Annotated in this window: 14 protein-coding genes; 9 read left to right on the top strand and 5 right to left on the bottom strand. The window is 71.7% G+C overall.

Annotation, left to right across the window (positions count from 1 at the left end; translation table 11 throughout):
- Positions 1–388: 388 nt before the first annotated feature.
- Complete coding sequence (locus QQ657_RS27875) at positions 389–2,122, bottom strand: DEAD/DEAH box helicase (RefSeq protein ID WP_284745225.1); 1,734 nt, start codon at positions 2,120–2,122, stop codon at positions 389–391.
- 223 nt (positions 2,123–2,345) lie between these two features.
- Here QQ657_RS27875 and QQ657_RS27870 point away from each other — a divergent pair, with 223 nt between their 5' ends.
- Positions 2,346–3,509 (top strand): YihY/virulence factor BrkB family protein, encoded by a 1,164-nt coding sequence (locus QQ657_RS27870; protein ID WP_284745224.1) that lies wholly within the window; start codon positions 2,346–2,348, stop codon positions 3,507–3,509.
- Between the two features lie 89 nt (positions 3,510–3,598).
- Positions 3,599–6,751: an efflux RND transporter permease subunit gene (locus tag QQ657_RS27865; RefSeq protein ID WP_284745223.1), complete on the top strand. Its 3,153-nt coding sequence runs from the start codon at positions 3,599–3,601 to the stop codon at positions 6,749–6,751.
- Between the two features lie 106 nt (positions 6,752–6,857).
- Here QQ657_RS27865 and QQ657_RS27860 read toward each other — a convergent pair whose 3' ends face one another.
- Positions 6,858–7,694, bottom strand: coding sequence for a hypothetical protein (locus QQ657_RS27860; protein WP_284745222.1), 837 nt, complete (start codon positions 7,692–7,694; stop codon positions 6,858–6,860).
- 167 nt (positions 7,695–7,861) lie between these two features.
- A complete protein-coding gene (locus tag QQ657_RS27855; RefSeq protein ID WP_284745221.1) occupies positions 7,862–8,104 on the bottom strand; it encodes a DUF3039 domain-containing protein in 243 nt (80 codons plus the stop codon).
- A gap of 67 nt (positions 8,105–8,171) precedes the next feature.
- On the opposite strand from QQ657_RS27855, the gene QQ657_RS27850 reads away from it, so the two are divergent.
- From QQ657_RS27850 to QQ657_RS27830, 5 genes are read left to right on the top strand one after another with little or no spacing between them, the layout of a single operon-like run.
- Positions 8,172–8,960 (top strand): sporulation protein, encoded by a 789-nt coding sequence (locus QQ657_RS27850; protein WP_284745220.1) that lies wholly within the window; start codon positions 8,172–8,174, stop codon positions 8,958–8,960.
- The gene (locus QQ657_RS27845; RefSeq protein WP_284745219.1) at positions 8,960–9,451 is read left to right on the top strand and encodes a PPOX class F420-dependent oxidoreductase; all 492 of its coding nucleotides are present in this window, start codon (positions 8,960–8,962) and stop codon (positions 9,449–9,451) included. The genes QQ657_RS27850 and QQ657_RS27845 overlap by 1 nt, the downstream gene beginning before the upstream one ends.
- The gene (locus QQ657_RS27840) at positions 9,448–10,065 is read left to right on the top strand and encodes an HD domain-containing protein (protein WP_284745218.1); all 618 of its coding nucleotides are present in this window, start codon (positions 9,448–9,450) and stop codon (positions 10,063–10,065) included. Before QQ657_RS27845 ends, QQ657_RS27840 begins: the two co-directional genes overlap by 4 nt.
- Before the next feature lie 9 nt (positions 10,066–10,074).
- On the top strand, positions 10,075–10,980 hold the full coding sequence (locus QQ657_RS27835) for a pseudouridine-5'-phosphate glycosidase (RefSeq protein ID WP_284745217.1): 906 nt from the start codon (positions 10,075–10,077) through the stop codon (positions 10,978–10,980).
- On the top strand, positions 10,977–11,849 hold the full coding sequence (locus QQ657_RS27830; RefSeq protein ID WP_284745216.1) for a carbohydrate kinase family protein: 873 nt from the start codon (positions 10,977–10,979) through the stop codon (positions 11,847–11,849). The genes QQ657_RS27835 and QQ657_RS27830 overlap by 4 nt, the downstream gene beginning before the upstream one ends.
- Before the next feature lie 11 nt (positions 11,850–11,860).
- Here the strand turns inward: QQ657_RS27830 and QQ657_RS27825 are convergent, their stop codons facing one another.
- Together QQ657_RS27825 and QQ657_RS27820 are read right to left on the bottom strand one after the other, a co-directional pair.
- On the bottom strand, positions 11,861–12,196 hold the full coding sequence (locus QQ657_RS27825; protein ID WP_434056783.1) for a DUF3099 domain-containing protein: 336 nt from the start codon (positions 12,194–12,196) through the stop codon (positions 11,861–11,863).
- A gap of 17 nt (positions 12,197–12,213) precedes the next feature.
- Positions 12,214–13,479 (bottom strand): amidohydrolase, encoded by a 1,266-nt coding sequence (locus tag QQ657_RS27820; RefSeq protein ID WP_284745361.1) that lies wholly within the window; start codon positions 13,477–13,479, stop codon positions 12,214–12,216.
- Positions 13,480–13,507: 28 nt separating this feature from the next.
- Here QQ657_RS27820 and QQ657_RS27815 point away from each other — a divergent pair, with 28 nt between their 5' ends.
- Both QQ657_RS27815 and dtd read left to right on the top strand, forming a co-directional pair.
- Positions 13,508–15,010 (top strand): DUF7782 domain-containing protein, encoded by a 1,503-nt coding sequence (locus QQ657_RS27815; RefSeq protein ID WP_284745214.1) that lies wholly within the window; start codon positions 13,508–13,510, stop codon positions 15,008–15,010.
- Positions 15,007–15,432: a D-aminoacyl-tRNA deacylase gene (gene dtd / locus QQ657_RS27810; RefSeq protein ID WP_284745213.1), complete on the top strand. Its 426-nt coding sequence runs from the start codon at positions 15,007–15,009 to the stop codon at positions 15,430–15,432. The genes QQ657_RS27815 and dtd overlap by 4 nt, the downstream gene beginning before the upstream one ends.
- Positions 15,433–15,554: the final 122 nt, after the last annotated feature.

Raw genomic sequence — 15,554 nt, 5'->3', positions numbered from 1 at the left:
GTTCAGCCTCCTGGGCGACACCGGTGGGTGGGACAAGCCCGGGGCGGGCGGGGTCGCGCGGGGCACGGTAAGGCGGGCTCGGCGGGCTGCTCGCGGCATCCGGTGGGCGAGGTTTGCGCGACTTCGCGACTTAGCCGGACGACCGCCGACCACGCGCGGGCTCCGCTGCGCACGCCGCCTTCGGCCCCACCGGGCTTAGTCCGAGCCAGCGAGGCAGTCCACGCACCTCGACCGGCCACCCACTTCGGCCCCACCAGGCTAGGTCCGAGCCAGCAGGCTGCCCACGCACCTCGACCGGCCGCCCACTTCGGCCCCACCGGGCCTGGTCCGACCGGGCTCTCCACACACCTCGGCCGACCGGCCCATCAACCCCTCGGGCCGCGGCGCCTCACCAGGTCCGCAGCGTGACGATCCGTTCCTCGAGCTGCTCCACGGTCGCCATGGCGGTCACCGGCCCACCACACACCCGCCGAAGCTCGTTGTGGATCGCTCCATGCGGCTTCTTCGTGCGGTGGTGGTACATCCCCACCAGCGCGTTCAGCTCCTTGCGCAGCGCGCCGAGCCGCTCGCTCACCGACTGGGGACGAGCCTGCGGGGCCGGCTCCTCCTTCGCGGGCTTGCGGCGCTTCTCGTCCGAGATCTGCTCTTCCTGCCGCTTCCGCAGCAGCGCGCGGACCTGGTCGGGCTCCAGCAGCCCCGGCAGGCCGAGGTACTCCTGCTCCTCGTCCGACCCCGAGAACACCGCCGTGCCGAACGAGTTGCCGTCGTAGATGACCTGGTCGAGCTCGGCCGAGGCGCCCAGCGACGTGAACGCCTTCTCTTCCTCGCCCGGCTCGTCCTCGGTGCGGTTGGCCTGGGCGAGGAGCTCGTCCTCCCAGCCTTCCTTCTCGCGGTGCGGCTTGCCCAGCACGTGGTCGCGCTGCGCTTCCAGCTCGCTGGCCAGCTCCAGCAGCACCGGCACCGACGGCAGGAACACGCTCGCCGTCTCGCCCTTCTTCCGGGCGCGCACGTACCGGCCGATCGCCTGGGCGAAGAACAGCGGGGTCGACGCGCTCGTCGCGTACACGCCCACCGCGAGCCGCGGGACGTCGACGCCTTCCGAGACCATCCGGACCGCCACGATCCAGCGCTCGTTCGTCTCGGAGAACTCCTTGATCCGGCCCGAGGCCTTCGGGTCGTCCGACAGCACCAGCGTCGGCATCTCGCCCGAGATGCGCTCCAGGATCTTCGCGTACGCCCGCGCCGACTCCTGGTCGGTGGCGATCACCAGGCCGCCCGCGTCCGGCACGCTCTGGCGCACCTGCGACAGCCGGGTGTCCGCGGCGTGCAGGACCGCCGGGATCCACTCGCCCGACGGGTCGAGCGCCGTGCGCCACGCCCGGGCGTTCTGCTCCGCGGTCAGCGGCTCGCCGAGGCGCGCGGTGAACTCCTCCCCTGCGCTCGTGCGCCAGGAGGCCTCGCCCGAGTACGCCAGGAAGACGACCGGCCGGACCACGCCGTCGGCCAGCGCGTCCGCGTAGCCGTACGAGTGGTCGGCCTTGCTGCGCTGGAAGCCGCCCGAGTCCGGCTCGTAGGTGACGAACGGGATGGCCGAGTCGTCGGACCGGAACGGCGTCCCGGTCAGCGACAGCCGCCGGACGGCCGGGGTGAAGGCCTCGCGGATCGCGTCGCCCCAGGACTTCGCGTCACCGCCGTGGTGGATCTCGTCGAGGATGACCAGCGTCTTGCGGTTCTCCGTGCGCACCCGGTGCAGCGTGGGGTGCGCCGCGACCTGCGCGTACGTCAGCGCGACACCGTTGTAGTCCGACGAGGTGACGCCGGTGGTGTTGCGGAAGTTCGAGTCGATCTGGATGCCGGCCGTGGCGGCCGCCGAAGCCCACTGGTGCTTGAGGTGCTCGGTCGGCGTGACGATCGTGACCGCCTCGATCGTGCGGTCGCTCAGCAGTTCGGCCGCGATCCGCAGGCCGAACACGGTCTTGCCGGCGCCGGGCGTCGCCACCGCGAGGAAGTCCTTCGGCCGGCGCGTCAGGTACTTGGTGAGCGCCCGCCGCTGCCACGCACGCAGCGGGCGCGCGGTCGAGTCCTTCTCCGCGGGAGGCGCCCCGAGCTGCGTCTCCGTCATGCCGGTCCCCCCTCGCTCAAGTGCCGCTCAAGTGCTTTGACGTGCGAAAACCCTCACTGTGGTACCGACTTCGGCGTCGATGACTGCGGTGAGGGCACTGGAGCGAGTCTACCGGCCGGGTCCGACACTTCCCGGCACCGGCACGGGTGATGTCCCCCGACACGCCCGGGTGCAGGCAGGGTGACGAGCCAAATCTGCACGGATGGACCATGCTGGACACGTCATGGGTGAGGTGCAGCCGTCGGGAGCGACGAAGGTGGCCCGCAAGGGGCCGTGGCGCCTCCTCACGCGCACGCTCGGCAAGGCCTGGGAGGGCAACATCTTCTCGGAGGCCGCCGAAGCGGCCTTCTGGCAGACGCTGTCGCTGCCCCCTCTGCTGCTGGGACTGCTCGGCAGCCTGGGCTTCGTCGGCGAGTGGTTCGGCCAAGATGTCGTCGCCCAGGTGCACGACCGGATCATCGGCTTCTGCAAGACGGTGTTCAGCAGCAACGCCGTCCAGGACATCATCGAGCCGACCGTGAACAGCATCCTCACCGTCGGCAAGGGCGAGATCGTCTCGGTCGGCTTCCTGATCTCGCTGTGGGCGGGTTCGTCGGCGATGTCGTCGTTCGTGGACGCGATCACCGTCGCCCACGACCAGTACGGCGTCCGCAACGACGTCTGGCAGCGGATCTTCGCGCTGCTGCTGTACCTGTGCGGCCTGGTCATCCTGGTGGTCGGGCTGCCGCTGCTGGCGATCGGCCCCGACCTGCTGCCGGAGTTCTTCCCCGCCGACTGGCGCCCGACGGTCACGTCGTGGGTGAGCGCGCTGTACTTCCCGACCCTCGGGGTGATGATCACCCTCGCGCTGACCACGCTGTACAAGCTCGCCCTGCCGCGGAAGCTGCCGTGGCACCGCGGGCTGCCCGGCGCGGGGCTCGCGATGGTCGTGTTCCTGCTCTCCTCGGTCGGCCTGCGCGTCTACCTGAACTGGATCACCAAAACGGGTTACACCTACGGCGCGCTGGCCGCCCCGATCGCGTTCCTGCTGCTGATGTTCTTCATCGGGCTGGCCGTGGTCGGCGGCGCGTACTTCAACAGCGCGATCCAGGAGCTGTGGCCGGCGAAGGCGACCCGGCGGCAGCGGCGCAAGTGGCGGCGGCTGGAGATGGAACGCGCTTCCGAGCGGCTGCGCACCGAAGAGGGCCGCAAGCTGTGGGAGCGCACGACCACGCCGCTGCGCCGCCCGCGTCCGGAAGACGTCTCCCCCAACGGTGACGCGCCGGAGGAGGCCACCGGACCGTCCGAAGAGGACGAGCCGTCACCGAGCGCGCCCGATCCGGCACCCAGCGCTGCTCAGGGTCGCGTCTCCTCCCAGGGGACGACCCGGAATCCACCCACAGACTGAGTCGCCCCTCAGGTCGGACATGGGAAGCTCCTCGGGTCACTGACGCAGGCGTCGGTCGCCGCGTCGTTCCCGAGGGGGTTCCCAGAGTCATGTCCGTGCTGGCCAGATTGAGCCTGCGCAACCGAAGCCTGATCGGCCTGCTCGCGCTCGTGGTCGTCGGTTTCGGTGCTTTCGCGCTGCCGCAGATCAAACAGCAGCTGTTCCCGTCGCTGCAGTTCCCGCAGGCCCAGATCGTCACCGCATACGCGGGCGCGTCGCCCGACGCGGTCGATCGGCAGGTCACCGAGCCCCTCGAAGGCGCGCTGCAGGGGATCAAGGGCCTCGAAGAGATCAACTCGACGTCGTCGGACGGTGTTTCGCGGGTCGTCACGCAGTTCGAGTTCGGCACCGACCTCGACGCGGCGGTCTCGCAGATCCAGCAGGCGGTGAACCAGGTCCGGCCCCGGCTGCCGCAGAACTCCGACCCGTCGGTGTCCGCCGGCAGCACCGACGACCTGCCGGTGGTGCTGGTCGCCGCGGGCACGGCCGGCGACCCGCAGAAGCTCGCTCCCGCGCTGACCGACCAGGTCGCGCCGGAGCTGCGGAAGATCGACGGCGTCCGCACGGTGACCGTCACGGGCGTGCAGCAGCCGCGCGTCACGATCACGCTGGACTACGCGAAGCTGGCCGCCGCCGGGGTCGATCCGGCGTCGATCGCGACCACGCTGCAGACGGCCGGCGCCGCCGTGCCGGCCGGCACGCTGACCGAAGGCGACAAGACGCTGAGCGTCCAGGTCGGCGGCGGGCAGACCACTGTGGACACCCTCCGCAACCTGTACCTCACGCCGAGCGCCGCTTCCGCCGCGTCCCGGCCGGGCACACCTGCGCGCGGGCCGGTGAAGCTGGGTGACGTCGCCGACGTCCAGACCGGCTTCGCGCCGGCGACGTCGATCACGCGCACCAACGGCAAGCCGAGCCTCGGCCTCTCGATCACCATGGTGGACAACGGGAACGCCGTCGCGATCTCCGACGCGGTCCGCGCCAAGCTGCCGGACCTGGCGAAGAAGACCGGCGCCGAGATGAGCGTCGTGTTCGACCAGGGCACGCCGGTGAAGGACGCGATCAGCGGCCTGACCACCGAAGGCCTGCTGGGCCTGGCGTTCGCCGTCATCGTGATCCTGCTGTTCCTGCTGTCGGTGCGCTCGACGCTGGTGACCGCGGTGTCGATCCCGCTGTCGGTGGTGGTCGCGCTGATCGCGCTGTGGACCGGCGACCTGTCGCTCAACCTGCTCACCCTCGGCGCGCTGACCATCGCGATCGGCCGGGTGGTCGACGACTCCATTGTGGTGCTGGAGAACATCAAGCGGCACCTGGGTTACGGCGAGGAGAAGCAGCGGGCGGTGCTCGACGGCGTCCGCGAGGTGGCCGGCGCGGTGACGTCGTCCACGCTGACGACCGTCGCGGTGTTCCTGCCGATCGCGTTCGTCGGCGGTTTCGTCGGCGAACTGTTCTCGCCATTCGCGATCACCGTCACGGTGGCGCTGCTGGCTTCGCTGCTCGTGTCGCTGACCGTGGTTCCGGTGCTGGCGTACTGGTTCCTGAAGCAGCCGGAGATCCCGGCGGACGCCATCGAGGCCGAGCGGGCGCGCGAAGCGGCCGTCGAGAAGGAGCGTCGCAGCTTCCTGCAGCGGGCGTACCTGCCGGTGATCCGGTTCGCGACCAAGCGGCGGCTGACCGTCGTGCTGCTGGCGCTGCTGATCTTCGCCGGCACCGTCGGGCTCGCGACGCGGCTGAACACGAACTTCCTCGACCAGTCCGGCGGCACCACGCTGAACATGACGCAGAAGCTGCCCGCGGGCACGAGCGTCGAGGCGAAGGAGAAGGCGGCGACGGCGGTCGAGCAGGCCCTGGCCGCCGAGCCCGCGGTGCAGACCTACCAGGTCAGCGTCGGCGGCGGAGGCGCGTTCGGCTTCGGCGGTGGCGGTACCTCGACGAGCATCTCCGTCACCGTCGCGAAGGACACCGACCTCAACGCGCTGTCGGACCGGCTGCGGTCGAAGCTGACCTCCCGGCCGGAGCTGGGCGAGATCAAGATCGGCGCGGACGCGTCCGGGTTCAACTCCGACCAGGTCTCGGTGACGGTGACCGCGCCGACGGAGGCCGCGCTGAAGCCCGCGTCCGACCAGGTCGTGCAGGCGCTGGGCGGGGTGTCCGGGCTGACCGAGGTGAGCAGCGACCTCGCCGTCGGCTCGCCGCGGGTGCAGGTCGAGGTGGACGACGCCGCGGCCGCCGCGCACGGGCTGTCGGCGAGCACCATCGGCCAGGTCGCCAACCAGGCGATCGCCGGCCGCACCGTGACGCAGCTGCCGGTCGGCGGCCAGCGCACCGACGTCGTGCTGCGCGCCGGCACCGCGCCGGTCACGGTCGACCAGGTGAAGGGCCTGCCGATCCCGGGTCCCGCGGGCGTCGTCCGGCTCGACGAGGTCGCGAAGGTGTCCACTGTGGACGGCCCGGCGTCGGTGCACCGCACCGGCGGCGACCTGAGCACCACGGTCACGGCCAAGAACACCGGCGACAACCTGAGCAAGACGACCGCGGACATCCAGTCCAAGCTGGACGGGCTGACGTTCACCGGCGGCGCGTCCTACTCGCTCGGCGGCGTGAGCCAGGACCAGCAGGAGGCGTTCTCGAACCTGTTCCTGGCGCTGCTGGCCGCGATCGCGATCGTGTTCCTGATCATGGTGGCGACGTTCCGCAGCCTGATCCAGCCGCTGATCCTGCTGGTGTCGATCCCGTTCGCGGCGACCGGCGCGATCGGGCTGCTGCTGGCCACCGGCACGGCGCTCGGGCTGCCGGCGCTGATCGGCATGCTGATGCTGGTCGGGATCGTGGTGACCAACGCGATCGTGCTGATCGACCTGATCAACCAGTACCGCGCCGAGGGGATGAGCGTCGCGGACGCGGTCACCGAGGGCGGCCGGCGCCGGCTGCGGCCGATCCTGATGACCGCGGCGGCGACGATCTTCGCGCTGGTCCCGATGGCGCTGGGCATCACCGGCCAGGGCGGGTTCATCGGCCAGCCACTGGCGATCGTGGTGATCGGCGGCCTGGTCAGCTCGACGCTGCTGACGCTCGTGCTGGTCCCGACCCTGTACACGATGGTCGAGACCCGCAAGGAGCGCCGGAAGGCTCGCCGCGAAGCGAAGCGACACCCGGTCGAAGCGCCGGAGTCGGAGTCCCTGGACCCCGCCACCACCGCCTGACCACGTAACTCGCGTGATCCGAGCCGGATCTCGCGTGATTGGGGCCGTAACTCGCGAGTTACGGCCCCAATCACGTGAGTCACGGGTCTGATCACGCGAGTTACGGCTACTGCTTGAAGCGGTAGGTCATGCTGTCGAAGAGGATGCAGATGCTCGGCGACATCACGATCACGCGCAGGGTGTTGTCCCGCTCGTCGAAGTCGATGCCCTCGACCTCGAAGTTGCCGCTGCAGCCGCTGCGCAGCGGCAGCTGACCCAGCGACGTCACGTGCCCCGCGACGTCCGAGCCGGACAGCGGACCCGCGAGGTCGACCTGCAGCAGCGGCTTCGTCGTGCCGAAGAGGCTGCCGTCCGGGTCGTCGGACGCGCAGAGCAGGCGGGTCGCCGTCTGGAAGTCGCAGCCCTGGACGTCGCGGACCTGGTGGTCGAGGCGGATCGTGCCCGCCAGGGGCAGGTTCTGCGCCGGGTCGGTGGCCGCCACGCCGGGCATCGGGTGGACCAGGAGGCGGTCCATCGTGCCCCACTCCCCCGCCACCAGCCAGCGCGCGTCCGGCGACACCGCGGCGAACGAGTTGTTGTTCGCCTCCCACGACTCGAGGTTGTGCTTGTAGTTCGCCCACGAGCCGTCCGGGGCCTGGACGCGGAAGAGCTTCGCGCCCCGGTCGTCACGCTGGTAGGGCTCGACGTACCAGCCCTGGGCCGAGCCCGGGTCGCCGACGTGGTTCCAGCCCTGCGAGTTGAGGTCCGCCGGGATGGTGCTGATCCCGGTGTAGCGGATGGTGGTGCCCGACGGGCGGACGATCGTGGCGAGCCCCTGGCTCTCGTCCAGGGCGCGGGCTTGGTCCCGGCCGACCTCCGACCAGCCCGTGACGGCTTGCGCCAGCGCAGGGGCGAACACGGTCAGCAGGGCGGCTACGGCGACGACGATCCCGGTTCTGCGCATGTGCGACTCCGGTGGGTGAGGGAACCTGGCCCGCTGGATTTACCAGGTGTCCTGCCCCGCGCGCACCCGTCTTATGAAGGGTTTTCACGTTTGTCCCGGTGATCTGTCCCTTTCCGGACAGCACGGAACCCCGGCCGACGGTCGTCAGCCGGGGTCCGGGGCCGGGGTCACTCCCCCGGGCGCAGCCCGTCGAAGATCTTCTTGCAGTCCGGGCAGACCGGCGACCCGGGCTTCGGCGACTTCGTCACCGGGAAGACCTCGCCGCAGAGCGCCACCACGAAGTTGCCCATGACCGCGCTTTCGGCGATCTTGTTCTTCTTCACGTAGTGGAACATCTTCGGTGTGTCGTCGTCGGCGGTCTCCGTGCCCTCGGGCGTGGTTTCCGGCTTCGTCAGCGTCTCGGTGCTCACCCGGCCATTGTGCCCCAGTCCCGCGGAAGCTCGTACGAAAGCCCCTCGACCTGGCAGGATCGGCGGCATGTTCCAGAAGGTGCTCGCGACGTTCGGCTCGGGCGGGGCGAAGATCGACGCCCGCCTGCTCGACCGGACCGCATCCCCCGGCCGTCCCCTGCACGGCGAGGTGCTGCTGGCCGGCGGCGAGGTCGACCAGGAGATCAAGGGCCTCGCGGTGACGCTGCTGGCCCGCGTCCAGGTCCCCGGCACGGACAAGACCGAAGACCTCCCGTTCGGCACCCAGCACCTGGTCGGCGCCGAGACGATCCGGGCCGGCCAGCAGGTGCGCCTGCCGTTCGAGGTGCCGCTGCCGTGGGAGACGCCGGTCACGAGCGTCTACGCCAAGCCGCTGACCGGGATGGCGGTCGGCGTGCGGGCCGAGCTGGACCTGGCCGCGGCCGTGTCCGACCCCTTCGACGCCGACGCCGTCGCGATCGAGCCGCTCCCCGCGCAGAAGCGGGTCCTCGACGCGCTGAGCCGGACCGGCTTCACCTTCCGCGAGGCGATCCTCGAGCAGGGCCGGATCAACGGCGCCCAGCAGCAGCTGCCCTTCTTCCAGGAGATCCGCTTCACGCCTTCGCCGCGCTTCGCGAGCGCGTTCTCCCAGCTCGCGGTGACGTTCCTGGCGTCGTCGAGCCGCACGGACGTCGTCCTGGAGGTCACCAAGCGGGTCCGGGTCAGCAAGACCGGCGGCTTCGGCGGGCGCGGGCAGGACTTCCTCGGGATGTTCACGATGAAGCCGGACGTGAACTGGGAGAAGCAACTCGAAGACTGGCTCGACCAGGTCGCCCGCCCACGCGGCATCTTCGACTGATGCCCACGCCCCGCGCGGAGCGCCCGCACATGCCCGGCTACGGGATCGCGGCCGATCCCTCGGGGCTGCTGCCCTGGTCGTGGGCCGAGACGCGGCTGCGGGAGTCGCACGACTTCTGGCTGGCGACCGTCACGCCGGCGGGGCGCCCGCACCTGATGCCGGTCTGGGCGGTGTGGACCGGCGAGGTGCTGTGGTTCTCGTCGTCGCTTCGATCGGCCAAGGCGCGGAACGTCGCCGCGGGCTCGGCCGTGTCGATCGCGACGGACGACCCGTACGAACCCGTCGTCGTCGAAGGGACGGCCGAGATCGTCACCGACCCGGCGGCATTGCGCTCGTTCCTCGACGCGATGAACGAGAAGTACTCGACGGCGTACGAAGAAGACTTCCTCGACCCCGCCGCCAACGCCTCGATGCGGCTGCGGCCGGAGAAGGCGTTCGGGTTGCGGGAGAAGGACTTCACGGGCACGCCGACGCGCTGGACGTTCCCGTGAAGTGGGACGAAGCGATCGCCGTGCTGGGCGGCGTGCCCGATGCCTGGCCGCGGCTCGAAGCCCGCTACGGCGAACCGCACCGCCGCTACCACACGCTCGACCACGCGGCCGCCGTCGCGCGCGACTCCGCCTGGCTGGCCGAAGGCCTCGGCGACGTCGACCGCGCGATCGTCGCCGTCGCGGCCTGGACGCACGACGTCGTGTACGACGCGAAGCCCGGCGAAGACGAACGCGCCAGCGCGGACTGGGCCCGCGAAGCGCTGGCGGGGGTCGCCGAGCCGCACATCGAGCGCGTCGAAGGCCTGGTCCTCGCCACGATCAAGCACGACGCCCCGGCCGGCGACGCCCTCGCCACCGCGCTGCTCGACGCCGATCTCGCCATCCTCGGCGCGCCGGAACCGAAGTACGCCGTGTACGCCAAGGCCGTGCGCGAGGAGTACGCGAAGTACCCCGACGACGTCTGGCGCGAAGGCCGCATCGCCGTCCTCGAAGGCATGCTGACCAGGACGCTCTACCGCAGCGAAGCCGCGCGGACACGCTGGGCGACCGCCGCGGCGGAGAACCTCACCGCCGAGCTGACCCACTGGCGCCGGGAGCAACCCGATCACCGATGATGGTTCCTCGTGACCACCCCACTCACCCTGCACGAAGAGGTCGCCTCGGCGCTGCGTGACGGGCACCCCGTCGTCGCGCTGGAGAGCACCATCCTGTCCCACGGCCTGCCGCCGGGCCGCAACCTCGCCGTCGCCCACCGCCTCGAGCGCGTGGTGCGCGACGGCGGCGCCGTCCCGGCCACCATCGCGGTGCTCGACGGCCGCGTCGTCATCGGCCTCTCCCCCGCCGAACTCGAGCGCGTCTGCGCGCCGGACGCCGGCCTGGACAAGCTGTCGCTGCGCGACCTCGGCCCGGCCGTCGGCCTCGGCCGCTCGGGCGCGACGACCGTGGCGAGCACGTCGGCGCTGGCCGCCGCGGCCGGCATCGGGATGTTCGCCACCGGCGGGCTCGGCGGCGTGCACGTCGGCGCCGCGCAGTCGTGGGACATCTCCGCGGACCTCGGCGTGCTCGCGAAGGTGCCGACCGTGGTCGTCTGCTCCGGCGTGAAGTCGGTCCTCGACATCCCGGCGACGCTCGAGGTGCTGGAGACGAACTCGGTGCCGGTGCTCGGGTACCGCACCGACGACTTCCCGGCGTTCTACCTCCGCTCGTCCGGCCACGCGGTCGGCTGGCGGGTCGACGACCCGAAGCAGGCCGCCGCCGTGGTCACCGCGCACCGCGCGTACGCGGATTCCGGTGTCCTGCTGGCGAACCCGATCCCCGAAGCGTCCGAAATGGACAAAGAACTGCACGACCGGCTGCTCGCCGAAGGCCTCGCGCTGGTCGCCGAGCGGGGCGTGCACGGCGCCGACGTCACGCCGGTGCTGCTGGAGCACTTCCACACCGCGAGCGCGGGCGTGAGCATCGACGCGAACGAAGCACTGGTGCTGAACAACGCGAAGCTGGCGACCGAGGTGGCGGTGGCGCTGGCATGAACGGCATCGTGGTGGTCGGCGACGCCGCCCTGGACGTGATCGCCCGGCACGACAAGCCGTTGCCGCACGGCGGCGACGCCCGCGCGAAGATCCGGTTCACCGGCGGCGGCTCGGGCGCCAACACGGCGCTGTGGCTGCGGCACCTCGGCGCGGAGACGACGTTGCTCGCGCGGATCGGCGACGACCCGGGCGGCCGGCTGATCCGGGCCGAACTGGAGGCGGCGGGCGTGCGGTGCGCGTTCGCGGTCGACCCCGAGGCGCCGACGTGCTGCGTCGTGGTGATGGTCGACGGTTCCGGGCAGCGGAGCATGCTCGCCGACCGCGGTGCGAACCAGCGCTTCGCCCCCGAGGACGTCACTCCCGAGTCCCTGTCCGGGGCGGGCCACCTGCACCTGTCCGGTTACGTGCTGCTGGACCCGCCGTCGCGCGCGGCCGGGCTGGCCGCGCTGGCGGCGGCTCGCGAACAAGGGCTGACGACGTCGGTCGACCCGCAGGCGGCCGCGCACATCACCGACCCGGCCGCGTTCCTCGACGACGTCCGCGGCGTCGACCTGCTGATGCCGAACACCGAAGAGCTGGTGGCGCTGACCGGTTCAGCGGACCCGACGTCGGCGAAGGAACTGCTCGGCACGGTCGGCGCGGTGGTCGTGACCGCCGGCCTGGACGGCGCCAGCTGGGTCGACGACGGCGGTGTCACGAGCGTGCCCGCGGTGGCGGCCGAGTGCCTCGACTCGACCGGCGCGGGCGACGCGTTCGACGCCGGGGTGCTCACCGGCTGGCTGGCCGGCGAGTCCACTGTGGACGTCCTGCGCCGCGGGACGCGGCTCGGCGCGCTGGCCGTCGGGAAGGTGGGCCCGCAGCCGGGGTGAGCCGGAGCTTGTCAACCGTCGATGACGCGGTGGCTGGTGCTTTCGATCGCCTTCGCCTCGTGCTGGTAGGTCGAGACGTTCTCGGACTTGCGGGGCGGGCGGTCGTTCGCGATCAGGACCGCGATCCACGGCAGCGGCACCGAGATCGCGAGGAACCCCAGCGCCAGCCACCACGTGTGGTAGGTCAGCCCGGCGAGGATCAGGCACGGGATGCGGCACGCCATCATGATCACGTACTTGCGCTTGCGCGCCTTGAACTGCTCTTCGTACGACGGGGCCGCCCCGGTGATCAGCACCGGGTCCGAGTCGTTGGCGGGCATGGTCACTGCACCACCTCCGTTCCCCATCGTCCCACCTGTGGCGCTCATGCGTCACCTGGGTGGGACAACCGGCTGAGCGCCGCCGTCACGAGCGTTTCGATGCCCGTGCGCAGGGTCGGGTGCAGCACCGGGGCGAAGCGCGGCGAATGGTTGGACGGGATGTCGCGCTCGAACCGGCCCTCGGTCATCGCCGTGATGACCGTCTGCGGGTCGAAGCCGCCGACCAGCCAGAACACCGACGGGACGCCGGCCGCGCGGCCGAACTCGCTGAAGTCCTCGCTGCCGGTGACCAGCGGCGCCGGCAGCACGACGTCGGCGCCGAAGTGGCCGCGGAAGACCTCGGTGAGCGCGTCGTTGGCGGCTTCGTCGTTCTCGGTGATCGGGTAGGAGCCGGACCGGACGATCTCGGGCGGCTTCGGCGCGCCGGCCGTCGCGGCCTCGCCGTTCACGATCCGCTCCACCGCGGCGAGCACGCGCTCGCGGACGGCCTGGTCGAACGACCGGACGTTCACCTCGAGCACGGCGTCGTCGGCGATGACATTGCTCGCGGTGCCCACGTGCAGCGAGCCGACGGTGACCACCGCCGAGTCGGTGGCGGCGATCTCGCGCGAGACGATCGTCTGCAGCTTGAGCACCACGCACGCGGCCAGCACGGCCGGGTCGACGGTCGTCTCCGGGCGCGAGCCGTGGCCGCCGCGGCCGTGCAGGGTGATGCGCAGGGTGTCGGTCGCGGCCATGATCACGCCGGGCCGGGTGAGCACCCAGCCGGCGGGGCCGGGCACCAGGTGCTGGCCGAACACGACGTCCGGCGTGCCGGCGCGGTCGAAGAGGCCGTCGCGGACCATCCGGACGGCGCCGCCCGCGCCCTCCTCCCCCGGCTGGAAGACCACCTGCAGCGTGCCGGACCAGGTGTCGCGGCCCTTCGCGAGCAGCGCCGCGGCGCCGGAGAGCCAGGTGGCGTGCATGTCGTGCCCGCACGCGTGCATGACCGGGACGTCCGTGCCGTGCTCGTCGGTGCCGCGGGCGGTGCTCGCGTACGACAGCCCGGTCTTCTCCTCGACCGGCAGCGCGTCGATGTCGGCGCGCAGGAGCACCGTCGGGCCCTCGCCGTTGCGCAGGACGCCCAGCACGCCGGTACCGGCGATGCCGGTGTGCACCTCGTAGCCGTCGTGCTCCAGCCGCCGGGCCAGCTCGGCCGCCGTCCGGGTCTCGGCGAAGGACAGCTCGGGATGGCGATGGAGGTCGATGTAGAGCGCTTCGAGCTCGGGCAGCGCCGCGTCGAGCGGGGTGAGGACGTCTTCGAGGGTCACAGGGGCCATCGTGGCAGCATTACCCACCGTGAGCACGCGAAGCGTACTGCCCGACCTGTCCGACGACGTCTGCGCGCGGCTGCGCGAGGCCTTCCGGCGCACCTCCTACGACGCCGACGGCGTGGTGGCCGCCCTCGGCGGGGCCGCGCACGCGGCGCTGGGCCGCGGCGAGCCGGTGCCGGCCGAGCGCGCGAGCCGGGACGCGGGCGACCTGGGCACGCTGATCCGGCTGTTCCTGCTGGGCGGCGTCGAGCCGGAGACCGCGGTCAAGGCCGCCTTCGCCCCGCTGACGCCGGAAGACGCCGTCGCCGCGGGCGTGCTGAGCGCGGCCCAGGACGGCTACCGCGCCGCGCTCGACATCCGCCCCCACGGTGACGAAGAAGGCTCCTGGTGGGTCGTCTCCGACCTCGACGCCGACGTGCTCGGCACCACCGTGCCCGAGGACCACGTGCTCGGCGTCGGCCACGCGTCGCTGTCGCTGATCCGCGCGACCAGCCGCCGCCCGGTCGGCACCCTGCTCGACCTGGGCACCGGCAACGGCGTCCAGGCGCTGCACGCGACCCGGCACGCGCAGCGCGTGACCGCCACCGACGTCTCCGCACGGGCGCTGGCCCTGGCCGCGGCGACGTTCCGGCTCAACGAGCTGGACGTCGAGCTCGTGCGCGGCGAGTGGTTCGCGCCGGTCGCGCGGCGGAAGTTCGACCAGGTCGTCTGCAACCCGCCGTTTGTGGTCGGCCCCGCCCGGGTGGACTACACCTACCGCGACTCCGGGCTGGCCGGCGACGACGCGAGCGCGCTCGTCATCCGGCAGCTGCCCGGCTTCCTCAACGAGGACGGCGTCGGCCAGCTGCTGGCCTCCTGGCTGCACACCGGCCGCGAAGACTGGGCCGACCGGGTGAGCCGCTGGCTGCCCGCCGAGACCGACGCCTGGTTCGTCCAGCGCGACGTCGCCGACCCGGCGCTCTACGTCGGCACCTGGCTGCGGGACGCGGGCCTCGACCCGCGTTCGCCGGAGGGCCGAGCGAAGGCGGCGGCATGGCTCGACTGGTTCGCCGCCCACGACGTCCGGGGCATCGGCTTCGGCTTCGTGACGCTGCGGCGCGCGGCCGGGCGCACGCCGACCGTGGTGTGCGAGGACCTGCGGCAGGCCTACGACGACCCGCTGGGCCCGGAAGCGGCCGGCTGGCTCGACCGCGTGGAATGGCTGCGGGAATCGGGAGATTCGTTACTTGATGTCCGTTTTGTGGTCCCGGACACGGTTTTGCTGGAAAGCATCGAGGAACCCGGTGACGAAGGCTGGGCGACGACCGTCCGGCGGCTGCACCGCACCGACGGGCCGGGCTGGCAGCACGAGGTCGACGACCTGGCCGCGCGGCTGCTCGCCGGCTGCCGCGGCGCGTTGCCGCTGGAGGACCTGATCGAGCTCCTGGCGGCCGCGCAGGGCATGGAGGCCGCGGAGCTGGCGGCCGCCGCGCTGCCCGTCGTCCGGGAGCTCGTCCGGCACGGCATGCTCGTCCCGGCGGGCCGGTGAGGGCGGTCGCGGCCCGCGTCACGCGGGCGGACGTGACGGTCGACGGCGAGGTCGTCGGGGCGATCGACGGACCGGGTTTGCTGGTGCTGCTGGGAATCCACGTCGGCGACGACGCGGCGAAGGCCGCCGTGATGGCGCGCAAATTGCACGAGCTGCGCGTGTTGCGTGACGAGGAATCATGCGCCACGGCGAATGCGCCGCTGCTCGTGGTGAGCCAGTTCACGCTCTACGGCGAGACGAAGAAAGGGCGCCGGCCGTCGTGGACGCAGGCCGCCCGGCCCGAGGTCGCCGAGCCGTTGGTGGACGCCGTCGTGGCCGAGCTGCGTGGTCGTGGCGCGACCGTCGCGACGGGCCGTTTCGGGGCGATGATGGCGGTCTCGAGCGTCAACGACGGTCCTTTCACTGTTCTCGTGGAGGTCTAGACCATGCTGGGACGGTTCACTTCCTGACCCGATTCACATGGGATTCTCAGGTTCTCCGGTCACGGACCGTTCTCAGCAAAAGCTCAGCAATGGTGGAGCAACCGGAGCGCGCCGGCAGCCGT

This window comes from Amycolatopsis ponsaeliensis (assembly GCF_030182635.1).
GTDB classification, from domain to species: domain Bacteria; phylum Actinomycetota; class Actinomycetes; order Mycobacteriales; family Pseudonocardiaceae; genus Amycolatopsis; species Amycolatopsis ponsaeliensis.
This window is presented reverse-complemented; position numbering and strand designations above follow the sequence as displayed.